Origin of the sequence: Roseivirga spongicola (genome assembly GCF_034376045.1) — a bacterium.
Taxonomy (GTDB): domain Bacteria; phylum Bacteroidota; class Bacteroidia; order Cytophagales; family Cyclobacteriaceae; genus Roseivirga; species Roseivirga spongicola.
The window spans coordinates 1,651,479-1,670,929 of record NZ_CP139724.1 but is presented as its reverse complement, the minus strand read 5'-3'; the positions used below and the strand labels follow the sequence as shown (position 1 = coordinate 1,670,929).

The 19,451-nt window shown below is 40.3% G+C and carries 19 protein-coding genes; 15 read left to right on the top strand and 4 right to left on the bottom strand.

The annotated features are described in order from the left end of the window. Window position 1: 1 nt before the first annotated feature. The 4 genes from cysQ to cysC are packed head-to-tail and all read right to left on the bottom strand — an operon-like array spanning window position 2 to window position 3,774. The gene (cysQ, locus tag T7867_RS07340; RefSeq protein ID WP_068217388.1) at window positions 2-766 is read right to left on the bottom strand and encodes a 3'(2'),5'-bisphosphate nucleotidase CysQ; all 765 of its coding nucleotides are present in this window, start codon (window positions 764-766) and stop codon (window positions 2-4) included. Beyond that, on the bottom strand, window positions 766-2,028 hold the full coding sequence (locus T7867_RS07335; RefSeq protein WP_068217385.1) for a sulfate adenylyltransferase subunit 1: 1,263 nt from the start codon (window positions 2,026-2,028) through the stop codon (window positions 766-768). The genes cysQ and T7867_RS07335 overlap by 1 nt, the downstream gene beginning before the upstream one ends. Continuing rightward, window positions 2,028-2,933 carry a sulfate adenylyltransferase subunit CysD gene (cysD, locus tag T7867_RS07330; protein WP_068217382.1) on the bottom strand — a complete coding sequence of 302 codons (906 nt, stop codon included), beginning with the start codon at window positions 2,931-2,933 and terminating at the stop codon, window positions 2,028-2,030. The genes T7867_RS07335 and cysD overlap by 1 nt, the downstream gene beginning before the upstream one ends. Next, window positions 2,926-3,774, bottom strand: a complete 849-nt coding sequence (gene cysC / locus T7867_RS07325; RefSeq protein WP_084375576.1) for an adenylyl-sulfate kinase — start codon at window positions 3,772-3,774, stop codon at window positions 2,926-2,928. The genes cysD and cysC overlap by 8 nt, the downstream gene beginning before the upstream one ends. Window positions 3,775-3,919: 145 nt before the next feature. Between cysC and T7867_RS07320 the strand changes: the two genes are divergently transcribed. From T7867_RS07320 to rodA, 15 genes are all read left to right on the top strand, one after another. After that, window positions 3,920-4,582, top strand: coding sequence for a heme exporter protein CcmB (locus tag T7867_RS07320; RefSeq protein ID WP_185101202.1), 663 nt, complete (start codon window positions 3,920-3,922; stop codon window positions 4,580-4,582). Window positions 4,583-4,599: 17 nt separating this feature from the next. Beyond that, window positions 4,600-5,262 (top strand): cytochrome c biogenesis protein CcsA, encoded by a 663-nt coding sequence (ccsA, locus tag T7867_RS07315; RefSeq protein WP_068217379.1) that lies wholly within the window; start codon window positions 4,600-4,602, stop codon window positions 5,260-5,262. A gap of 4 nt (window positions 5,263-5,266) precedes the next feature. Then, complete coding sequence (locus tag T7867_RS07310) at window positions 5,267-5,527, top strand: CcmD family protein (protein ID WP_068217376.1); 261 nt, start codon at window positions 5,267-5,269, stop codon at window positions 5,525-5,527. A gap of 45 nt (window positions 5,528-5,572) precedes the next feature. Next, window positions 5,573-5,971: a cytochrome c maturation protein CcmE domain-containing protein gene (locus T7867_RS07305; RefSeq protein ID WP_068217374.1), complete on the top strand. Its 399-nt coding sequence runs from the start codon at window positions 5,573-5,575 to the stop codon at window positions 5,969-5,971. Window positions 5,972-5,996: 25 nt separating this feature from the next. Further along, complete coding sequence (ccsA, locus tag T7867_RS07300; protein ID WP_245660209.1) at window positions 5,997-8,549, top strand: cytochrome c biogenesis protein CcsA; 2,553 nt, start codon at window positions 5,997-5,999, stop codon at window positions 8,547-8,549. A gap of 174 nt (window positions 8,550-8,723) precedes the next feature. Next, entirely contained in the window at window positions 8,724-10,013 is a 1,290-nt protein-coding gene (locus T7867_RS07295) for an aminotransferase class V-fold PLP-dependent enzyme (protein WP_068217371.1), read from the top strand. Window positions 10,014-10,065: 52 nt separating this feature from the next. Beyond that, a complete protein-coding gene (locus tag T7867_RS07290; protein WP_068217368.1) occupies window positions 10,066-10,848 on the top strand; it encodes a Rossmann-like and DUF2520 domain-containing protein in 783 nt (260 codons plus the stop codon). 27 nt (window positions 10,849-10,875) lie between these two features. Continuing rightward, window positions 10,876-11,736 carry a geranylgeranylglycerol-phosphate geranylgeranyltransferase gene (locus T7867_RS07285; protein WP_068217365.1) on the top strand — a complete coding sequence of 287 codons (861 nt, stop codon included), beginning with the start codon at window positions 10,876-10,878 and terminating at the stop codon, window positions 11,734-11,736. Next, window positions 11,733-12,311 (top strand): phosphoribosylglycinamide formyltransferase, encoded by a 579-nt coding sequence (purN, locus tag T7867_RS07280; protein WP_068217362.1) that lies wholly within the window; start codon window positions 11,733-11,735, stop codon window positions 12,309-12,311. Before T7867_RS07285 ends, purN begins: the two co-directional genes overlap by 4 nt. Window positions 12,312-12,349: 38 nt before the next feature. Next, window positions 12,350-13,879, top strand: coding sequence for a bifunctional phosphoribosylaminoimidazolecarboxamide formyltransferase/IMP cyclohydrolase (gene purH / locus T7867_RS07275; protein WP_068217360.1), 1,530 nt, complete (start codon window positions 12,350-12,352; stop codon window positions 13,877-13,879). 72 nt (window positions 13,880-13,951) lie between these two features. After that, complete coding sequence (locus tag T7867_RS07270) at window positions 13,952-14,980, top strand: rod shape-determining protein (protein ID WP_068217357.1); 1,029 nt, start codon at window positions 13,952-13,954, stop codon at window positions 14,978-14,980. 9 nt (window positions 14,981-14,989) lie between these two features. After that, window positions 14,990-15,832 (top strand): rod shape-determining protein MreC, encoded by an 843-nt coding sequence (gene mreC / locus T7867_RS07265; RefSeq protein WP_068217354.1) that lies wholly within the window; start codon window positions 14,990-14,992, stop codon window positions 15,830-15,832. Then, window positions 15,832-16,344, top strand: coding sequence for a Rod shape-determining protein MreD (locus T7867_RS07260; RefSeq protein ID WP_157717533.1), 513 nt, complete (start codon window positions 15,832-15,834; stop codon window positions 16,342-16,344). The genes mreC and T7867_RS07260 overlap by 1 nt, the downstream gene beginning before the upstream one ends. Window positions 16,345-16,347: 3 nt before the next feature. Continuing rightward, window positions 16,348-18,180, top strand: coding sequence for a penicillin-binding protein 2 (gene mrdA / locus T7867_RS07255; protein WP_068217347.1), 1,833 nt, complete (start codon window positions 16,348-16,350; stop codon window positions 18,178-18,180). Next, on the top strand, window positions 18,177-19,451 hold the full coding sequence (gene rodA / locus T7867_RS07250) for a rod shape-determining protein RodA (protein WP_068217344.1): 1,275 nt from the start codon (window positions 18,177-18,179) through the stop codon (window positions 19,449-19,451). Before mrdA ends, rodA begins: the two co-directional genes overlap by 4 nt.

Sequence of the window (19,451 nt, the reverse complement as noted above, 5' to 3'; positions counted from 1 at the left end):
ATTAATAAACCCTAAAGTATGGGTTGAGTAAGTTGTGTTTGTTATAAATTAATTCAACACCATGGGGAGTTTCTACCCTACCACCCAAAGAAGAAATAATTGCATGAGCAGCAGCGGTATCCCACTCCATGGTAGGAGCAAATCTAGGATAAATATCTGCTTTACCTTCGGCAATCATCATGAATTTTAGGGAACTCCCCATTGATACAATCTCTGGGGAATGTAAAGTATTTAGAAAATCTTCTGTCTCTTGATTCAGGTGAGACCTTGATGCTACTACCTTTAACTCTTTACTTTTGCTATCAAACGCTCTAATGGGATTCAATTTGTCCTCCACTCCATTAGTTGTTTTAAAGCCACCTTTTTTAAGAGTTCCATAGTACTGAATACCCAAAACTGGAGCTTCTACTACTCCAAGAATTGGTTTTTGGTTCTCAACAAGTGCAATGTTTACAGTAAACTCTCCATTGCGCTTGATGAACTCCTTGGTTCCATCTAAAGGATCTACTATCCAAAGCTGTTCCCAGTTTTTCCTTTCCTTGTAAGCAGTATGTTTACCCTCCTCGCTCAAAATTGGGATACCGGTTTGTTCAAGGTAAGAGCAAATGACTTCATGCCCTTTTCTATCTGCTTTCGTCAAAGGAGAAGAATCGGACTTCATGTCTACCCCGAAGTCTTCAGATTCATATATTTTCAGTATTTCCTTACTGGCATGGCTCGAAGCTTCTCGAGCTATTGCTAACAATTCTTCTAAGGAATACCCCATTACACAATCATTCCTGCAGCTACAGTTTCATTGGTAGATTCATCTACCAAAATTAGGGCGCCAGTAGATCGGTTTTTACGATAGCTGTCATTCATAATTGGCTTCGTAGTTCGCAAGGAAACCTTGATAATATCGTTAATCGAAATCTTATCATATGATTGCTCCTTGTGAAGGGTATTGATATCTAGCTTGTAATGAATATCTTTAACCATAGCTTTTACTTCATTGGAAGTATGGATAAGCGTGTGCTTAGATCTTACCTGAGGACCTTGTGGTGAGAACCAGCAAAGCATCACATCTACATCTTGAGAAACATTTGGCTGATTACCTGTCTTCACAATCATATCACCTCTTCCAAGGTCAATATCATCTTCAAGAGTCATTGCAACACTCATTGGAGCAAAAGCCTCCTCAATTTCTTCCTCCATTAAGTGAATCTGCTTCACTTTAGAAGTAAACCCTGAAGGCAAAACAGTTATTTCATCTCCCTTTTTGAAAATCCCACCAGCAATTCTACCAGCATAACCTCGATAGTCATGATACTCATCGCTCTTTGGTCTCAATACTGTCTGAACTGGAAATCTTCCATCAATGTGATTATAATCGCTTGCTATGTGAATGTTCTCGAGCGTATTCAATAAGGTAGCCCCTTCATACCAGGGCATATTTTCTGACCTGTTCACCACGTTATCACCATTAAGCGCACTAATAGGGATAAACCTGATATCCTTAACATCTAGCTTTGCTGCAAAATCTTTGTAATCGGACTTAATCTTCTCGAAAGCCTCTTCGCTATGATCCACCAAATCCATTTTATTCACACAAACAATAATGTGCGGAATTTGAAGCAATGATGCGATAAAACTATGTCTGCAAGTTTGCTCTACAATACCTTTTCGAGCATCAATTAGTATCAATGCTAAATTGGCTGTAGAAGCACCGGTGACCATATTTCTGGTGTACTGAATATGGCCAGGAGTATCGGCAATGATGAACTTTCTTTTAGGCGTTGCAAAATATCTGTAAGCTACATCAATCGTAATTCCTTGCTCACGCTCGTCCTTAAGGCCATCTGTCAACAATGCAAGGTCCGTATGACTGAGACCTCTTCTCTTACTGGAGGTTGCTACATGTTCAAGTTGATCCTCAAAAATTGATTTACTGTCGAATAGTAACCTACCAATTAGTGTGCTTTTCCCATCATCTACGCTTCCTGCAGTCGTGAAACGTAGTAGTTCCATATCTAAGTAAGATTTTTCCATTAGAAATAACCCTCCTTTTTTCTGTCTTCCATTGAGGTTTCAGAGCGTTTATCATCTGCTCTGTTGCCACGCTCTGTTTGGCGCGCAGCAGCCACTTCACCTATTATCTTCTCAATTGTATCAGCACCCGATTCAACACCACCCGTGATAGTAATGTCGCCCAAGGTTCTAAAACGAACTTGTTTGTTAATAACTTCTTCACCTTCTCTTAGTTGAATGAATTCAGACATTGGAAGCCAGGAGTTATTTCTCCAAATCACATCTCTTTGATGTGCAATATAAAGAGATGGTATATCGATGTTTTCGGCCAAAATATATTGCCAAACATCCATTTCTGTCCAGTTAGAAATAGGGAAAACTCTAAAATGCTCTCCGAAACTCTTTTTCCCGTTATACAGGTTCCAGAGCTCAGGGCGCTGATTTTTCGGATCCCATTGTCCAAAGTCGTCTCTATGCGAAAAGAAACGCTCTTTAGCTCTGGCCTTCTCTTCATCCCGTCTGGCGCCCCCCATTAAGGCATCGAACTGATGTTCTTCAATAGCATCTAGCAAAGTTGTAATCTGAAGCCAGTTTCTTGAGGCATCTTTTCCCGTTTCTTCTTTCACTCGACCTTTATCGATTGAATCTTGAACGGATGGTGCAATCAACTCTGCCCCCAACTTTTCAGCCAAATTATTTCGGAATTCGATCGTTTCAGGAAAGTTATGACCCGTGTCGATATGAACTAGAGGGAACGGAATTTTTGCCGGCCAAAAAGCCTTCCTAGCCAAATGGGTTACTACTATTGAATCCTTACCTCCAGAAAATAAAATTCCGGGTTTTTCGAACTGGGCAAACACCTCGCGGATCACATAGATCGCTTCAGCCTCTAGCTCTTTAAGGTGTGTCAAGTTATACTTAGACATTTTGTCTTATTGAGATTTTTGGTTCTACTATACTTAACAATTTGTGCAATGAATCTTTTGGATCCTCTTCTGCCGACTTTATAATAACATCAGGTTTTTGCGGAACTTCAAATGGAGAGGTTATGCCAGTAAAGTTCCTTATTTTTCCCTCCCTAGCTTTTTTGTATAGCCCTTTCACATCTCGTGCCTCACAAACTTCAAGAGGGCAATCAACAAAGACCTCAATAAAGTTGTCGGACCCCACTAAATTTCTTACTGCTTCTCTATCTTTCTCAAAAGGAGATACAAACGAATTCAGAACAATCACTCCAGAATCTAAGAACAACCTTGCTACCTCTCCAATTCTTCTAATATTTTCCACTCTATCTTCTTCAGTGAATGCCAAATCATTGCACAAGCCCTGTCTTATATTATCTCCATCTAATGCATAAGTCTTATAGCCAGACTCGTGTAGCTCTACTTCAAGCAGATTAGACAACGTTGATTTTCCACTTCCGGAAAGACCTGTAAACCACACTAACAAAGGCCTTTGATTAAGAAGGTTTTGTCTCTTCGTTCTATCAACCTTAAAGTTCTGGCGAATAATATTTTCAGAAACCGATTCGGCCCTTTTTAATCTATTTCTTCTTTCTTTTCTTCTATCTAGGCCAAAATTAACTTTATACCAGACCCTTTCATGCAGATAGTACAAAACCATCTTAGTCACTACCTCTGCGGCTCCAATTTTAAGTCCAGTTATTGGGCTACCTGAAATTATCCAGGCCAATATCATAGTGTCAATTGTCCCAACAATTCTCCATGTAACCGTCTTTGCTAGGTGTCGAACTCTACTATCAGCCATATTCAGGTTTTAAATTACAAACCTAATTAATAAATATCTGAGCCATAAGAACTAGTAGCCTGAATAAATCTACCTATATTGCCCACCATTTTTGTAGACTATTTGAATTTGCAAACATAATATATATTTGCACTCACCAAGAAAAATGAATCAGATTTTAAGTCTCATATCTAAAGAATTTCGCTCCGAATGGCGACAGAAGTATGCTCTTAACGGTATGCTACTGTATTTAGCCTCAACCATATTTGTGTGCTACATGAGCTTCAATGTAAAAGTAGGAGCCATTCAAGGATTAACTTGGAATGCTCTTTTCTGGATCATCATACTTTTTGCAGGAGTCAATTCGGTTGCTAAGAGCTTTATTCAGGAAGCGAATGGTAGACTACTTTACTATTACACCCTTGCCAAGCCAGAACAGATCATCATCTCTAAGATTATCTACTACTCATTATTGATGATAGGTTTAACATTGGTTGGATACTTCTTTTACAGCGTTGTAATGGGTAACCCTATTGAAGATAAACCAATGTTTCTCCTAACAGTAATTCTTGCATCAACTGGTCTCGCATCTGCCCTGACTATGCTTTCTGGAATAGCCTCAAAAGCTCCAAATAGTAGCACACTCATTGCTGTGCTTAGTTTTCCGGTAATGATACCAATGCTGCTTGTCATCATCAAATGTTCTAGAAACGCATTAGACGGGATAGATCGCTCTCAGTATTTAGATCAGATTGGCACACTGGTAGGCATAAATGCCATTATTATTGCGGTTTCCTACCTGTTATTCCCCTATCTTTGGCGCTCATAAGTCAAAGGTAGTTGACCATGAAGAAAAGGTGGTGGAAAATCCTCTGTGTAGTGCTCCTCGTTTATGTTATACTCGGTGCACTTTTGTTTGAAGTTCCCAGACTTGCAATCCTAAACGAAACTATCCGAAATCTGCATTTCCATGTGACTATGTGGTTCGGCATGATCATTCTTCTAACTGTTTCGGTTGTTTATGCCATTAAGTATCTACGATCTAACAAAATTGAGCACGATCATTATTCCGTAGAATTTGCCAATGCTGGTGTGCTATTCGGAATCTTAGGAATAACTACAGGAGCCATTTGGGCAAATTTCACTTGGGGTGAACCATGGAGTGGCGATCCAAAACAAAATAGCTCAGCCATTGCTCTGCTCATCTATTTAGCATATCTGGTATTAAGAAATTCGCTAGAAGATCAGCAACAAAAAGCACGAGTAAGTGCCATATACAACGTATTTGCGTTTGCTGCGTTAATCCCTCTATTATTCATTTTACCAAGGATGACGGACAGTTCGCTTCATCCTGGAAATGGTGGAAATCCAGGCTTTAATGCCTATGACTTAGACAGCAGACTAAGAATGATATTCTACCCCGCAATAATTGGCTGGGCACTCTTGGGCACATGGCTAGTTTCACTTCGTGTACGCATCAGAAAAATTAAAACGGCCTTAGAAGATTAAATCGATGAAAAAGTATCTAATCATATTTCTTTTGTTCTTGTCTTTGAGTGCTTTTGCTCAAGATGGAGCCTACTCTATTACGGACAAAGACTACGGCAATACTTCTGTTGAAATGGCCGATAGTATGCGTTCTAATGGAAAGATTTACGTAGTAGTTGCTGTAGTAATGACCGTCTTTATCGGACTTATTGGTTACACTATAGTTGTAGACCGCAAAATCTCCAAAATCGAAAGGGAGGTTTTCACCGAAAAGGTTAATTCTTAGAGGTTTGTGTTGTAATTTTACCCATAATTAGAAATTGAGGAGGAGATGAAAAAGTCAAGTATAATTGGTCTAGTTGTTATTGCCATTGCTGTAGCAATTATCATTTCAACATCGAGTAGCGCAAGTTCTTATGCCAACTTCGATGAAGCCTATGCTCTGGCTACAAAAGGGAGTGACGAATCGATTCACGTAGTGGGTGAATTGAAGAAAAATGCGCTTGGAGAAGTGGTTGGCTTACAACCAAGCCAAGACATGCTTTCTGTTGAGTTTGTTCTAGTTGATGAAAACAATAAAGAACAAAAGGTTTATTTAAATCAACCTATGCCTACAGACTTATTGAAGTCGGATAAGGTAGTGGTTATTGGAGGATACAAAAGCGACAGATTTGTTGCAGATAAGGTTCTTCTAAAATGCCCTTCGAAATACGAAGAGACCTCTCTTTAATTTGCTGAAACTTAATTCCTAGCTCTTGATCTTAGCTACTACTGTTCACACCGCTTTTGGTAATATCGGTCATTTACTGGTTATCATTTCGTTTGTTGCTTCTATAGTAGCTGCTTTTGCCTATGGTAAAGCTGCTTCTACAGACAATCTTAGCGATAACTCATGGCTGAAGTTTGGTCGTTATTCCTTCTGGATTCACGGAACCGCTGTTCTGGGCACAGCAGTTACACTATTCCTGATCATATATAATAACTACTTCGAGTACCATTATGCTTGGTCTCATGCCTCTAAAGACCTACCTGTTCATTACATGATTGCTTGTTTTTGGGAAGGACAAGAGGGGAGTTTTTTGATTTGGTCTGTTTGGAATGCTCTTTTAGGTTTCGTTCTTATTAAAACCAATAAGAAATGGGAGGCTCCAGTAATGACAGTATTTGCCGCTGTTCAGGCTTTCTTAGCCTCCATGATCTTAGGTGTGGTAATCGGAGACTTCAAATTAGGTTCATCGCCATTCTTACTGTTGAGAGATGTTGTTAGTGACCCTGTTTTCCTAATCAACCCGAACTTCATTCCAGAAGATGGAACTGGTTTAAATCCACTACTTCAGAACTATTGGATGGTGATTCACCCGCCAATGACTTTCTTGGGCTTCGCCTTAACCCTTATTCCTTTCTCTTTCTGTATTGCTGGCCTTTGGAGAAGAGACTTTAAAGATTGGATCCGCCCAGCCTTGCCATGGACAATCTTCGGTGGAGTAATCTTAGGAACTGCCATTATTATGGGGGCCTATTGGGCCTATGAAACCCTCAACTTTGGCGGATACTGGAATTGGGACCCTGTAGAAAATGCAGTCTACATTCCTTGGTTAATATTGATTGCCAGTATGCACACCATGATCATTTTCAAAAAGAATGACACCGCCCTCAAGACATCTATAGTACTAGTTATTTCCACTTTCATATTGATTTTATATGCAACCTTCCTGACCAGAAGTGGAATTCTTGGAGATACTTCCGTACACTCATTCACAGATCTCGGCTTATCAGGACAGTTATTGATTTACCTTTTCTTCTTCATAATTGCATCGATATTTATTGCCGCAAGAGTTTGGAAAGAACTACCTACGTCCGAACAAGAGGCAACGGCATATTCTAGAGAGTTTTGGATATTCATAGGAGCATTGGTGCTTTGTCTGATGTCTTTTCAGGTATTGATTCCGACCTCATTCCCAGTTATCAATAAAATAGTTGAACTATTTGGAGGCTATTCAAGCTTGGCTCCACCAACAAATCAGGTCGAGTTCTACTCTAAATGGCAGGTTTGGTTCGGTATAGGCATTGCATTACTTTCCGGAACAGGGCAATTCTTCTTCTGGAAGAAAATGGACAAAGACAAGCTGAAAAACGCCATTACCTTCCCTATTCTTATTTCTTTGATGCTCTCTGCCTTAGTGTTTGTGCTAGAAGACATTTATAACCCAGTTTATATTGTCGTGTTGGTTGCCGGAATGTATTCTGTGGTTTCCAACTTTAAAATAATGATAGACTTGGTAAAGTCGGGAAGCTACAAGCTTACTGGCGGGTCAATTGCTCATATTGGTATTGCCATGATGCTCGTTGGAATCATGTTCTCAGAAGGTTATTCACAGGTGATTTCAAAAAACACCACCATAATTAGTAGAGAATTTACAGAAGAACAGAATTCAGATAATGTGGTTCTTTTTCTGAATGACCCGAAACCTATGGCTGGCTACTCTCTTCTTTATAAAAGCGAAGGAATGAAAGCCGAAGGAATTCCTGGTTACGTCAAAAAATCTCACCTTGACGATACGGAAGACCCTCACTATAAAATCACTAGAGTCAATATTTCTTCTGAAGGCAAACAATACGCAGAAGCCGGAGATACATTGTATTTCAGAGTGCCAGAAAACACCTATCACGAAATTGAATACACTTCTTTAAGCTCAGGCAAAAAGTTCACCCTTTACCCTAGAATTCAACAGAATGAGAATATGGGTGGAAGAGTACAGTCTCCGTCAATTAAGAAATACTGGAATAGGGATGTTTATACATTCGTTCAGCTAGAAGCCGATTTTGATGATGAATTTACCGAATGGAGTGAGAAGGAAATTATCAAAGTAATGCCTGGCGAAAGATTCTTTATCAATGATTACGTGGCCAATTTCAAAGGCTTGGAAAGAATTCCGAGTGTAAACTTTGTGGATGTTGGACCAAACGATGCTGCAGTTCAGGCAAATATTGAGGTGCTAATTGAAGACAACCAAAAGCTATTGTTGGAACCTAAGTTTGTGATAAAGGACAATAACTTGGCAAGACCAGCTGAATTGAATCAGGAAATTGCTTCAAGAATTACATTAGAAAACATTAACCCCGAAGATGGTTCGGTTGAATTAGGAATTGAAACTACCCAAAAGGATTGGATCATTCTTCAAGCCATTGAAAAGCCACAAATCAACATTCTGTGGATTGGTACAATCATCATGATTTTCGGGTTCATTGTAGCCACTAGAAGACGCTACATTGAATTCATGAAAATGCGTGACAAAGGGTTGGCATAATAATATTGTTTTCAAGTTTCTTTAACCCCTCCAGATAACAGTCGGGACTAAAGGGTGTGAAACTTGAAAAGCTCTTTGTTCCCTTTAGGGTTAAACAAGGAGATTCAAGCCTAAATAATAGCATTTCATCTTCCTTTCAATTTTCCCTATTTTGAATGATTCAAATAGGGATTCATGAGCAACAGAAGATCATTTTTTAGGAAGTCGTTCCTCACCGCAGGAACTTTATCATTATCCTCATTTTTTCAGAAGTCTTTGGCTGAAGATATCTCGGATGCACTTCTGCACTTAAATACTTTATCACCAGAAGATGCTGCTCAAGACGAAGAGCTTTGGAAAAGGATTCAGCAAGCCTATACCACATCAAGCTCAATCATTAATCTGAATAATGGTGGAGTGAGCCCACAACCTAAGGTAGTTCAAGATGCTGCCAATCGTTTTTATACCTATTGCAACGAGGCTCCTTCCTATTATATGTGGCGAATTCTTGACCAGGGAAGAGAACCTCTTCGGGCGAAACTGGCTCACCTGGCCGGAACTGAAGCTGATGAATTGGCCATTAACAGAAATACCACAGAAGCGATTAATACGGTCATTTTTGGGTTGAACCTGAAAGCTGGCGATGAAGTAATTCTCACTAAATATGACTACCCAAATATGATGAACGCCTGGAAACAGCGCGAACAAAGAGATGGAATAGTGTTGAAGTGGCTGGACTTCGAAATCCCTATTGAAAGTGATGAAGAGGTGATTCGAAAATACAGAGAGGCAATTACTTCAAAAACCAAAGTGTTGCACATCACTCATATCATCAACTGGACTGGGCACATTATGCCGGTTAAAGGCCTCTGCGACTTAGCCAGAGAGAATAACCTTTATTCTATTGTCGATGGTGCCCACTCCTTCGCCCATCTCGACTTCAAAATCAGTGATCTTGGTTGCGATTTCTTTGGAACTAGCCTTCACAAATGGCTTTGCGCACCCTTCGGAACCGGACTTCTATACATAAACAAGAACAAGATCAAAGACGTATGGCCACTACTAGGAGCACCAGAAGGACAAGAAGATAATATCCGCAAGTTTGAAAATATTGGAACCCGCTCTTTCGCCATAGAACAAGCTATTGGTTCAGCCATAGACTTTCATCAGGCCATCGGGTCGGCTCGAAAAGAGGCACGCCTCAAATATCTCAAACAGTATTGGGTAGATCAGGTAAAAGATGTGGACAAAGTGAGATTCTACACCTCCACCAAACCACAGTTTAGTGGGGCTCTTTTCAATTTTGGAATCGATGGTCAAGATGCAGGCCCAGTACACAACTCTCTTTTCAACACACATAAAGTACATACCAGCCCAGTGAAATACGAGAAGGTCAACGGGCCAAGAGTTACACCTCATGTTTACACTACCAAATATGATTTAGATAGACTGGTTGAGGCAATCCTTGTAGCAGCGAAGGCATAGATTAGATAACCCACGGTTTAAACCGTGGGTTAAAAATAGATAACTTAGCCCCGTGACTCATCGAATAGCAATTTTAGGAACTGGAAATGTAGCCTGGCACCTAGCTAGAGCCTTAGAAAATGCTGGGCACATCATCGCTCATATCTACAATCGCGATGCCCAGAAAGCCAAGCAATTCGGTTTAGACTACTTCAATGCATCTACCGGAAGCTCTCTGAACCTCTCTGAAATCAACGCTGATATCTTCATTCTTGCGATATCTGATGACTCGATAGAAGAAGTTGCTTCAAGCTTAAGCCTACCTGAAAATGCTATACTCTGTCACACTTCAGGCTCGAAACCTTTGAAGGTTCTTGGCTATGCTCCCACTGAAAATATTGGGGTTTTCTACCCACTTCAGACATTTAGTAAAGGAAAGAAAGTCGATTTTGAAAACATTCCGATTTGTATTGAGGCCGAGAATCGATTTATCTTAGACGCACTCCGAGCGCTTGGCGACTCCATCAGCTCTAAAACTCAAGAGATTTCTAGTCAGCAAAGGAAAGCTATTCATTTGGCGGCTGTATTTGCCTGCAACTTCACCAACCACATGTTCACCGTGGCTCAGAGTATTTTGCAAAATCAGGAAATGGACTTTGAGCTTCTAAAACCTCTAATTGTTGAGACACTTAATAAGTCTTTCGAGATTGGCCCAGAGAGAGCACAAACTGGCCCTGCTATTCGTGAAGACCTCAAAACACTCGATTTGCAGTTCGATTCGTTGAAAAGCGATCCCGAATTGGCTGAAATTTATCGACTTATCTCACAACATATTATCGATTACTACGCCAACTGAAATATCTTTGCTGCGTAAACAAGCGCAATGCAAGTCGCTAAGATTCTACGACCGTCATTCATTTACAACTACCTGAAGCTCATAAGAGCTATCAACCTATTTATGGTTGGGCTCACACAGTATGTTACTGCCCTATTTTTATTAAGCACAAACGGAGATTGGTCTGAAATTCTAAGAGACACTAACTTCTTCCTGATGGTTTCTGCAACTGTTATGATTACCAGTGCCGGTTACCTAATCAACGATTATTACGATATAAAAATAGACTTCGTCAACAAACCCGACCGGGTTGTGGTAGGCAAAGAGCTTCGAAGGCGATGGGTAATTCTCGGGCATACAGCTCTAAACATTACAGCAATTGCCATTGGCTTCTACATTTCTATACCAATCGGTATAATAATGTTCGGAGCCGCATTTATGCTTTGGCTATATTCCAACCAACTCAAAAGACTCGCCTTTATTGGCAATTTCGTAGTGGCTATTCTTACGGGCACAACTCTGATATTAGTGGCCGAGTACTTTCATGAAAGAGCTTACATCATAGCTTGCTATGCTATTTTCGCTGCGTACATTACGTTAGTCAGAGAAATTATTAAGGATACTGAAGACATGAAAGGCGATGCTCGGTTCGGTTGTAAAACCATCCCGATTGTTATGGGGGTAGCCAAAACTAAGTGGGTCATTTATGCAATTATGGTCGCCTTTGAAATTACAGTGGTCATCCTACTTTGGAACATGTCAGTGCTCTTACCAGTTATTCTCGGAATTACTTTGCTACTTTTGGGCTTCGGTGTTCAACGTGCAGACACCGTGAAACAATTTCATAACCTCAGCACCTATTGCAAAATAATTATGTTGCTTGGAGTGCTCAGCATGATCTGGATATGACCAAAAAACGACTCTCAATTTTTGCTTCAGGCAGCGGTTCCAATGCCGAAAAGTTTTTCGAACACTTTAAAAATCATCCGCAGATTGAGATTGTCTCTGTTTTCACCAATAACAAGTCTGCAGGAGTGATAGAAAGAGCTGATCGTTTTGGAATTCAGCATCATGTTTACAATCGAACTTATTGGGAAACGGGTGAGCAAATCATCAAAATTCTGAAGGAGGAAGAAGTCGACTTTATTGTGCTGGCGGGCTTTATGCTACTCATTCCTGAAAAGCTAGTTAAGGAATTCAGTGATAAAATCTTCAATATCCACCCTGCTCTTCTACCTAAGTTCGGAGGTCAGGGAATGTACGGTTCGAATGTACACAAGGCAGTAAAAGCGGCTGGAGAAACGGAGTCTGGTTTGACTATCCACTTCGTGAATGAGCATTACGATGAGGGCAAAATCATTTTTCAGGAAAAGTGTCAGCTAGAACCGACAGATTCAGCCGAAGATATTGCGACTAAAGTACTCAAGCTAGAACACAAAAATTATCCGAAAGTGGTTGAGCAAGAAGTTCTCAAATCCATATAAAATCCCTAGTTTTGCGACTTATTAAATCCCCCTCGGACATGTCGCAGGTAAAAATCCAATCCGCTTTAATTTCAGTATTCTACAAAGACAATCTTGCTCCAATCATTGAGCTTTTAAAAGCCAATGGAGTAACCATTTACTCAACCGGTGGAACTCAAAAATTCATCGAAGAACAAGGAGCAGAAGTGGTTCCAGTAGAAGACCTAACAAGCTACCCATCTATTTTTGGTGGAAGAGTAAAAACCCTTCACCCTAAAGTTTTTGGTGGAATTTTGCACAGACGCGACAATGATGGTGACCTTGGTCAGGCCAAGGAATTCGAAATTCCTTCAATCGACTTGGTGATTGTAGATCTTTATCCGTTCGAAGAAACTGTAGCTTCAGGAGCTCCTGAGCAAGATATCATTGAAAAAATCGATATCGGAGGAATCTCTCTAATCAGAGCAGCAGCTAAGAATTTCAAAGATGTACTTATCGTTTCTTCTCGTGAGCAGTACAGCGCAGTTGAATTATTACTAAAAGAGAAAAACGGTTCAACTGACCTTGCCGATAGAAGGAAGTTTGCTGCTGAGGCATTCGACATTTCTTCTCACTACGACTCTGCAATCTTCAACTACTTCAATGAAGAAGAAGGATTGACGAAGTTCAAAGTAAGTGAGAGACAAGGCAAGCAATTGAGATATGGCGAAAACCCACACCAAGAAGGTCACTTCTATGGTCCAATGGATGAGCTTTTCGACCAACTGAACGGAAAAGAACTTTCATATAACAATTTGGTAGATATTGATGCTGCGGTTTGTTTGATCGAGGAATTCGATGCTTCCGAAAATGCATTCGCTATTTTGAAGCATACTAATGCTTGCGGAGTAGCGATTGGTTCAGACGTGAAAGACGCTTATTTAAAAGCTTTCGCTGCTGATACGGTGAGTGCTTTTGGAGGAGTTTTAGTTTCGAATCAAGCCATTAACATGGCCGCTGCAGAAGAGTTAAATAAGCTTTTCTTCGAAGTGCTAATCGCTCCAAGTTTCGATGCTGATGCGCTAGAATTGTTGAAGGGGAAAAAGAACAGAATTTTACTCGTTAAAAAGCAAAATTTATCGGCCAAGAAGCAATATAAAAGCTTATTGAACGGTGTAATTGTGCAGGATAGAGATTTGGTGACCGACCAAGCTGCGGATTTCAAAACCGTAACTAAAAAAGAGGTGACTGATGCTCAGAAGAGAGCCTTGGTTTTTGCCTCTAAGGTTTGTAAGCACACCAAGTCTAATACTATTATTCTGGCCACCGAAAATCAAATGTTAGCCAGTGGAGTTGGACAAACTTCAAGGGTTGATGCTTTGAAGCAGGCCATTGAAAAAGCCAAATCTTTCAACTTTGAGTTGAAGGGAGCGGTAATGGCTTCAGATGCTTTCTTCCCTTTCCCAGACTGTGTAGAAATTGCACATGGTGAGGGAATCGAAGCAGTAATTCAACCAGGAGGCTCTATTAAGGATGAGCTTTCTATTAACTACTGCGATGAAAATGACATGGCTATGGTATTTACCGGCACCAGACATTTTAAACACTAATTTTGATTAGGCTGGCTTTTTACGAATCATTACATTAGTCAAATTATTTAAACGACAAGGAGACCGACTCAAATGGGTTTTTTCGATTTTCTAACCAGCGATATAGCCATTGACCTTGGAACGGCCAATACGCTGATTATTCATAGAGACAAAATTGTGGTAGACGAGCCGTCTATCATTGCTATAGATAAGAATTCTAACAAGGTTTTGGCCATTGGTAAAGAGGCCATGAACATGCACGAAAAAACGCATGATAACATCAAAACTATCAGGCCACTGAAGGATGGTGTAATTGCGGATTTCGAAGCTGCCGAAATGATGATCAAAGGGATGATCAAAATGATCGACCTGAAGAAAAGAAGCTTTATGCCTTCTTCTCATAGAATGGTTATCTGTATTCCTTCTGGCATTACTGAAGTTGAAAAACGTGCCGTTCGTGACTCAGCAGAGCATGCCAACGCCAAAGAAGTTTACATGATTTATGAGCCAATTGCTGCGGCTATTGGTACTGGAATTAAGATCGATGAGCCAGTTGGTTCAATGATCGTTGATATTGGGGGTGGTACTACTGAGATTGCCGTAATCGCTTTGAGCGGTATTGTGTGTGATCAGTCTATCCGTGTTGCAGGTGATACCTTCACCAAAGATATTCTCGATTACATGAGAAGACAGCACAACCTCCTAATTGGTGAGCGTTCTGCTGAAAAAGTAAAAATAGCCATTGGTTCGGCACTCACTGAGCTAGAAGATGCTCCTGAAGATTACGAAATCAGAGGTCGTGACTTGATGACTGGAATTCCAAAGGTGATCAAGATCTCTTACTCAGAAATTGCCTTCGCACTAGACAAATCGGTTTCTAAAATCGAGGAGGCCGTGTTGAAAGCCTTGGAGATTTCACCGCCAGAACTTTCTGCCGACATCTATGACAGAGGTATTTACCTTACAGGTGGTGGTGCTATGTTGAAAGGTCTTGATAAGCGTTTGGCTCTGAAAACCAAGTTACCTATTCACATTGCAGACGATCCGTTAAGAGCAGTTGTTAGAGGTACAGGTGAAGCCTTGAAAAACATCAATTCATACAGAGCAGTGTTAATGACATAATCTGAATGAATGGGTCAGCTACTTTCATTCCTATATCGATTTAGGGCATTCTTTACCTTCTTGCTCCTTGAGTTCTTTTGTATTTGGCTCATTGTTCGACATAATGATTATCAGCGAAGTAGTTTCACTAAAACCACTGCGGGTGTAGTTGGATCTGTAAATCAGACAACCGCTAATATTACCGAATACTTTAGCCTTAAGAAGGTCAATGAAGAACTAGCTCAAGAAAACGCTAGATTAAAATCTCTTTTGCTTTCAAATAGGGCTATACCTTTCGATAGCTTAACCCAACTATCAATAGCCAGTGACTCTACTGATAGCTTAAGTTATGAGCTAATTCCGGCAGAGATTGTTAGAAATAGCATCAGAAATGCTAATAACTTCTTCATGATTAACAAGGGTTCTAACGATGGTATAGAACCTGGCATGGGGGTAATTAACTCTTTGGGTGTGGTAGGAAAGATTAGAGATGTAAGAGGAGATTTTGCTCAAGGAATATCATTACTGAATACTAGAAACCCAATCTCTGCTAAGCATAAAATAACGGAAAGAATGGGTACGGTACTGTGGGAAGGTGTAAACCCGCAAGTAGCTAAACTGCTTTACCTTACCCCAGATGTTAGAATTGAAGTGGGCGACACAATTGTAACTTCTAGTTTCAACTCTATTTTCCCTAAAGAAATAATGATAGGTACTGTAAGGAGCAGTGAACCTGATAAAAACAATACCTATCTCAATATAGAAATAGATTTAAGCGTGGAATTCGGAAGCCTATCTTTTGTATATGTGATCAAAAACAATGAGAAGCCCGAACTAGACTCTCTAATTAACTCAAACCCGCAACTATTCTAATGAGCAAACACATCGTTTTTCTGGTTATCAGCTTTGTGCTCCTAATGAGTCTTCAAGTTCTGGTATTCAGAAACTTTGTATTTCTACAGGTTGGTTTTCCCTTTATTTACCTACTCTTTTTATTGAGCTTTCCGGTAGACTCTGGCTTTACCACAGCAATGGTCTTTGGGCTTATTTGTGCCATAATTGTAGACCTGTTCTATCAAACATTGGGAATTCACGCTTCTGCAGCGGTATTCATCATGTTTATTAGACCTACCTGGATGAAAATTGTGGTTCCGAGAAGTGGCTATGAAAGTAATGAGCTTTCTACCATTGGTAGCTACGGTATTTCATGGTTTTTAGGCTATGCAGCTCCACTCATTTTTGCCTATTGTTGCATTGTATTTTTTGTTGAAGCCGGATCTGCACAATTCTTCTGGCACACTATAACAAAAGCATTGGTTTCCAGCGTTATAACATTGGTATTTGTGGTCTTTACGCAGTATCTTTTTTATCCAAAATCTAACTGATACATGCTTGAAAATAGAAGATACATAATTCAGGGTCTTTTTATTCTGATTGGAGTAGTATTCTTGGTTAAACTGTTCGCTCTTCAAGTGGTAGATAAAACCTATCAGATGAAAGCTGAACGCAATATTGTACACACAATTGTTGAGTACCCTTTTCGTGGGTTAATGTACGATAGAAATGAAAAGCTGATAGTCTATAACGAGCCTATTTATGATATAATGGTAGTGCCCAGAGATGTGCATGTTGCTGACACTGCCGAGTTTTGCAGGCTTTTCGATATTACCAAAGAAGATTTTCTAGCCAACATGAAGAAGGCGAGAGCCTACTCTCCTGTTAAACCTTCGGCTTTTCTCAAAAAACTCTCTCATCAGAAGTATGCTGAAATTCAGGATAATCTTTATCAATTCAACGGCTTTTATGCCAACCCAAGAACCGTAAGAAGATATACTAAGCCAATATTGGCTAATGAGGTAGGTTATATAGGCGAAGTAAGCCCGCGCGATTTGGAATTAGACACTACCAATTACTACAAATCTGGAGACTATAAAGGACTTACTGGTTTAGAACAGTACTATGAAAAAGAACTACGTGGAGAGCGTGGTGTAAGCCGAAAGGTTGTTAATGTAAATGGCATAGAAAAAGGCAACTTCAAAAACGGTGAACTCGATACGGCTTCAACCCCAGGCAAGAACCTTATAACTACCATTGACTTAGAGCTTCAAGCCTATGCTGAAAAACTAATGGCTGGTAGCCGAGGCAGTGTAGTAGCTATAGATCCAAAAACAGGCGAGATTTTGGTAATGGTCTCGGCACCTTCATACGATCCAAACTTGCTTTCTGGTAAGAACTTTGGAAAGTACTTTCAGCAGATAAAGAACGATACTACCGCCCCTCTATTTAACAGAGCAATTCAGGCCAAATATCCTCCAGGGTCAATATTCAAGACTGTTCAAGCCCTTATTGCTTTAGATGAGGGTGTTATAGATGCTTATGAGCCTATAAAGGTTACATTAGGCAGGTTAGGAGACCATGCCCCTGCTGGTATGTATGATGTTGCTAGAGGTATAGAACACTCCTCTAACAACTACTTCTGGGAAGTAATGCGCAGAACAGTTAATCAGGGAGTTGGCAACAGCATATTCACTGACACTCCAATTGGTCTAGAAAAATGGACAGCTGCTGTTAAACGATTTGGTTTTGGTTCTCCATTAGGGATAGACATCAAAGGAGAGGTTGGAGGAACTGTACCCGATGTAAACATGTATAATCGGATGCATGGCGAAAGAAGGTGGGCTTACCCAACTATCTACTCCCTTTCAATTGGCCAAGGAGAACTGGAAGTTACACCACTTCAAGTGGCTAACCTAGCCGCCATAATTGCTAATAAAGGCTATTATATTACCCCACACCTAGTTAAGGCTATTGAAGAGAATGGCGTACAGAAGCCTCTTCAATTTGAAAAACATTATACTGGCAAAGGAGATGAATACTATCCCGCTATAATTGACGGTATGGTGCGCGCGGTTAAAAGAACTGCAGGCAGAGCTCTGATACCAGATATCCCAATAGCGGGTAAAACTGGAACAGCAGAAAACGGCAAAAAAGATGAAACATTAGATCACTCTGTATTTATGGCATTTGCACCTGCAGATGATCCTAAAATTGCCATAGCGGTATATACTGAAAATGCAGGCTGGGGCGGAGGAGCTTCGGGCGTTACCGCTAGTTTAATTATTGAGAAATACTTGAGAGGCTACATCAAAGAAACCTGGGCCAAAAGAGAAGATTACATCCTGAATAAAAAGTACCTAATAGGGTTACAGCAAGAGAATTGAGAAGAGAGGGCGGATTTTTTACTGACTTAGACTGGCTCGTAGTCTTTATATACTTTATACTAGTTGCGCTGGGCTGGTTCAACATATTTGCTTCCGTATATGACCCCGTAGCCAACCAGAGCATTCTTGATATGACCCTGAATAGTGGTAGACAACTCATTTTTATTGGAGTTGCCTTGGTTCCTATTCTGGTCATACTTCTTTTAGATTTTAGGATATATGAGTCTTTTGCTCCCCTTTTCTATGGACTAATGATACTCTTGCTGGCCGGGGTATTGATTTTCGGTAAAGAGGTAAACGGTGCTAAGGCCTGGTTCGAGGTTGGAGCATTTCGCTTTCAACCTGCTGAGTTTACTAAAATGGCCACGGCCCTAATACTAGCTAGGTTTGTATCTGGCACAGGAGTAAAACTTACCGACCTAAGTTCACAACTTAAAGCATTGCTAATTATTGGGCTCCCCATTGGCCTAATTATGCTACAACCAGACTTCGGTTCCGTTATCATTTTTTCTTCTCTGATCATACCTATGTACAGAGAGGGCTTTCCCTCTATCTACCTAATCTTAGCCCTTATTGTTAGTGTATTGTTTGTACTCACCTTGTTAGTACCACAGAACTATATATTGATTGGAATTGGAGCGGTTACTGTGATTGCGGCCACCATGCAACTAAAAAAGCCCAAAAGGATTATTCCAATCGCTCTTATAGCCATAGGTGTAACTGGGTTTGTGTTGGCTACGGACTTTCTACTCAATGAGGTTGTGGCCGAGTATCAAAGAAAGCGTGTAGAAGCCATATTCAGACCAGAATTGGTCGATCCAATGAATGAAGGATGGAACCTAGAGCAATCCAAAATTGCCATTGGATCTGGGGGTTTTACTGGCAAAGGCTTTTTAGAAGGTACCCAAACCAAGTTTGGTTACGTACCAGAACAAAGTACAGACTTTATCTTCTCTACCTTAGCCGAAGAGCATGGATGGTTAGGTAGTGCGGTGGTGATTATTCTTTTTATCACCCTAGTAATGCGTTTAGTATTTATTGCTGAGAGGCAGAAGTCTAAGTTTGCTAGGTTCTACGGCTATTCTGTTGCCGCCATAATATTTTTCCATTTCACCATTAACATTGCCATGACTATTGGTCTTTTTCCAGTAGTTGGTATTCCATTGCCCTTCTTTAGTTATGGAGGCTCATCACTTTGGTCGTTTACTATTATGCTCTTCGTTTTACTGAAGATTGACATGCATAGAGCACAGGTGCTTTCAAGACACTAG

Bases quoted from the DNA above. Each gene is read 5' to 3' on its own strand.
- T7867_RS07305 (WP_068217374.1), top strand. From the start codon at position 5,573: ATGAAAAAGTCAAGTATAATTGGTCTAGTTGTTATTGCCATTGCTGTA.
- T7867_RS07260 (WP_157717533.1), top strand. From the start codon at position 15,832: ATGAGCAAACACATCGTTTTTCTGGTTATCAGCTTTGTGCTCCTAATG.
- purH (WP_068217360.1), top strand. From the start codon at position 12,350: ATGTCGCAGGTAAAAATCCAATCCGCTTTAATTTCAGTATTCTACAAA.
- mreC (WP_068217354.1), top strand. From the start codon at position 14,990: ATGGGTCAGCTACTTTCATTCCTATATCGATTTAGGGCATTCTTTACC.
- T7867_RS07295 (WP_068217371.1), top strand. From the start codon at position 8,724: ATGAGCAACAGAAGATCATTTTTTAGGAAGTCGTTCCTCACCGCAGGA.
- T7867_RS07285 (WP_068217365.1), top strand. From the start codon at position 10,876: ATGCAAGTCGCTAAGATTCTACGACCGTCATTCATTTACAACTACCTG.
- T7867_RS07310 (WP_068217376.1), top strand. From the start codon at position 5,267: ATGAAAAAGTATCTAATCATATTTCTTTTGTTCTTGTCTTTGAGTGCT.
- ccsA (WP_068217379.1), top strand. From the start codon at position 4,600: ATGAAGAAAAGGTGGTGGAAAATCCTCTGTGTAGTGCTCCTCGTTTAT.
- T7867_RS07320 (WP_185101202.1), top strand. From the start codon at position 3,920: ATGAATCAGATTTTAAGTCTCATATCTAAAGAATTTCGCTCCGAATGG.
- cysQ (WP_068217388.1), bottom strand. From the start codon at position 766: ATGGGGTATTCCTTAGAAGAATTGTTAGCAATAGCTCGAGAAGCTTCG.
- cysD (WP_068217382.1), bottom strand. From the start codon at position 2,933: ATGTCTAAGTATAACTTGACACACCTTAAAGAGCTAGAGGCTGAAGCG.
- T7867_RS07270 (WP_068217357.1), top strand. From the start codon at position 13,952: ATGGGTTTTTTCGATTTTCTAACCAGCGATATAGCCATTGACCTTGGA.
- mrdA (WP_068217347.1), top strand. From the start codon at position 16,348: ATGCTTGAAAATAGAAGATACATAATTCAGGGTCTTTTTATTCTGATT.
- purN (WP_068217362.1), top strand. From the start codon at position 11,733: ATGACCAAAAAACGACTCTCAATTTTTGCTTCAGGCAGCGGTTCCAAT.
- cysC (WP_084375576.1), bottom strand. From the start codon at position 3,774: ATGGCTGATAGTAGAGTTCGACACCTAGCAAAGACGGTTACATGGAGA.
- T7867_RS07335 (WP_068217385.1), bottom strand. From the start codon at position 2,028: ATGGAAAAATCTTACTTAGATATGGAACTACTACGTTTCACGACTGCA.